The 1315-nt window shown below is 62.1% G+C and carries 1 protein-coding gene; it reads right to left on the reverse strand.

All coding sequences use genetic code 11. The features are described 5' to 3' along the window. Window positions 1–96: 96 nt before the first annotated feature. Complete coding sequence (locus FEM54_RS32685) at window positions 97–1179, reverse strand: LLM class flavin-dependent oxidoreductase (protein ID WP_017137767.1); 1083 nt, start codon at window positions 1177–1179, stop codon at window positions 97–99. Between the last annotated feature and the right edge of the window lie 136 nt (window positions 1180–1315).

A 1315-nucleotide genomic window follows, 5' to 3' on the forward strand; every position in this document is an offset into this window, starting at 1 on the left:
GTGTCTCAGTCAACATCAATCTTGACTGTTACACCGCCATCGCAGGCAAGCCAGCTCCCACAGTTGATCAGCTCTCACATGGGTTTTGTGGTGTGATTAGGCGACCTGTTTGGCTTGTTCGCGCTCGGCGACCAGCTGGCGGGTCAGTGGGATCAGCTGCTTGCCGTAGTCGATTGCGTCGTTGAGCGGGTCGAACCCGCGTATCAGGAAGGTGGTGATGCCCAGGTCGTAGTAGTCCAGCAATGCCTGCGCGACTTGTTCGGCGGTGCCGACCAAGGAAGTGGAGTTGCCCTGCGCGCCCAGCAACTCGGCGATCCCGGTCCATAGGCGCTTATCCAGGCGCGAACCTTGCGCTGCCGCTGCCAGCAAGCGGCGCGAGCCTTCGTTGGGTGGTTCGCGGCGCACAAAGCCCTGCTTGTCAGCCAGTGCGGTCGCCTGTTGCAGGATTGTCTCGGCACGTGCCCAGGCCAGCTCCTCGGTTTGCGCGAGGATCGGGCGCAACGACAAGCTGAAGCGAATCGTGCGCCCGTGCTTGGCCGCTTCTGCGCGCACCTGGGTCACCACTTCGCGCACCTGCTCGTAGGTTTCGCCCCACAGCGCATACACGTCGGCATGTTTGCCGGCCACCGCAATCGCGGCCGCTGAAGAGCCGCCGAAGTACAGCGGGATATGCGGTTGCTGCGGCGACTTCACCGTCGAGTGCGCGCCTTCGACCTGGTAGTAGGTGCCTTTGAAATCGAAAGGCTGCTCGTGGGTCCATTCCTGGCGCACCACGCTGAGGTATTCGTCGGTGCGTGCGTAACGTTCGTCCTTGCCGATATGGCTGCCATCGGCGCGCAGTTCACGGTCATCGCCGCCGGTGATGATATGCACGGCCGTGCGCCCGCCGTTGAACACGTCCAGGGTCGCGAACTGGCGAGCGGCCAGGGTCGGCTGGGCAAAACCTGGGCGATGGGCGATCAGGAACTGCAGCTTTTGGGTCACGCTGGCGGCATGCGCGGCGATCAGCGTGCTGTCCGGGCTGTTGGAATGAAACGCCACCAACGCGCGGTCGAAGCCGGCCGCTTCGTGGGCGCGGGCCACGGTTTCGACGTAGTCCGGCTGCAGGGTAGGGCCGCTGCGCGGGTGAATCTCGGATGCGTGATGGCCGCCGATATAACCGATAAATTCGATGCTCATGGTCTGTCCTTGTCGATTGCGCGATTAACACCTCCTCCGGGCGTGGGGTCGGTCACTCGGGTCAAAAGTAAGGGCCGTGGCGGGGTCTGTAAAATGCCTGTTGGTTCTAACCTAATTATAAAAAGCAGAATTATCA

Origin of the sequence: Pseudomonas edaphica, from assembly GCF_005863185.1 — a bacterium.
GTDB lineage: Bacteria > Pseudomonadota > Gammaproteobacteria > Pseudomonadales > Pseudomonadaceae > Aquipseudomonas > Aquipseudomonas edaphica.

What these genes read in the sequence shown, in the direction of transcription:
- FEM54_RS32685 (WP_017137767.1), bottom strand. Translation starts at nt 1,179, where the DNA reads ATGAGCATCGAATTTATCGGTTATATCGGCGGCCATCACGCATCCGAG.